We start from the raw sequence: 631 nt of genomic DNA on the forward strand, positions 1-631 counted from the left end.
CACCCCTTAATGCGGCGTTAGTTTGCAAGAGGAAAAACGCAGCTATAAAGCAAGTTCTAGTGGTAAAAGCTCAAAGTCGAAATTGTCGTATCGGCGTTCAATTTCAGTGTTAATTAGCGTAGTGAAAATCCAAAATTGGCATCGTTTCAACGGTTGATTTGTTCTTTGGTGCGGCGACTTTTGGGTTAACTGAGTTGAACTTTTTTGCTGAAACTCTGCTCGTTGAGTTTGTTGGTACAAAAGCCGGTTTACTCGCTGAAATGACGTTTTCTCTGGTGTGGTAAGTTCCACGTGGTTTCAGTGGCTTTGTTGAAAGTTCGCACTGTGAGATTGGTTTTCCAATAGCGCTTTTTGGTGTTGTAAGTTCGTTTTCTGCGACGTTGTTTGTTCCAAGTGGTTTCATTGAGTAGCCGCTTTGAGACTACGCCTGGCTTAAGTGCATCAAAGTACATAAGGTTTGTTGTTTTCAAAATTTAAAATAACGTAAAATCAACTTGTTGGGTTTGCAAACTAACAAACTGCTCAAGAGGGATTCACAACGCGTGGCATTTTTACTATGCGTTGATTTTAGTGTTTAAGGTGGTATGCAGCGGCTTCGGTATTGCGTTGTTCACCCCTTAGCAGGGCGTTA

Annotated in this window: 1 protein-coding gene; it reads right to left on the reverse strand. The window is 41.7% G+C overall.

The window, feature by feature from the left end:
* Positions 1 to 109: 109 nt before the first annotated feature.
* Positions 110 to 403, reverse strand: coding sequence for a hypothetical protein (locus tag KJB35_RS27095; protein ID WP_285469870.1), 294 nt, complete (start codon positions 401 to 403; stop codon positions 110 to 112).
* Between the last annotated feature and the right edge of the window lie 228 nt (positions 404 to 631).

Origin of the sequence: Vibrio sp. D431a, from assembly GCF_030248655.1 — a bacterium.
GTDB classification, from domain to species: domain Bacteria; phylum Pseudomonadota; class Gammaproteobacteria; order Enterobacterales; family Vibrionaceae; genus Vibrio; species Vibrio alginolyticus.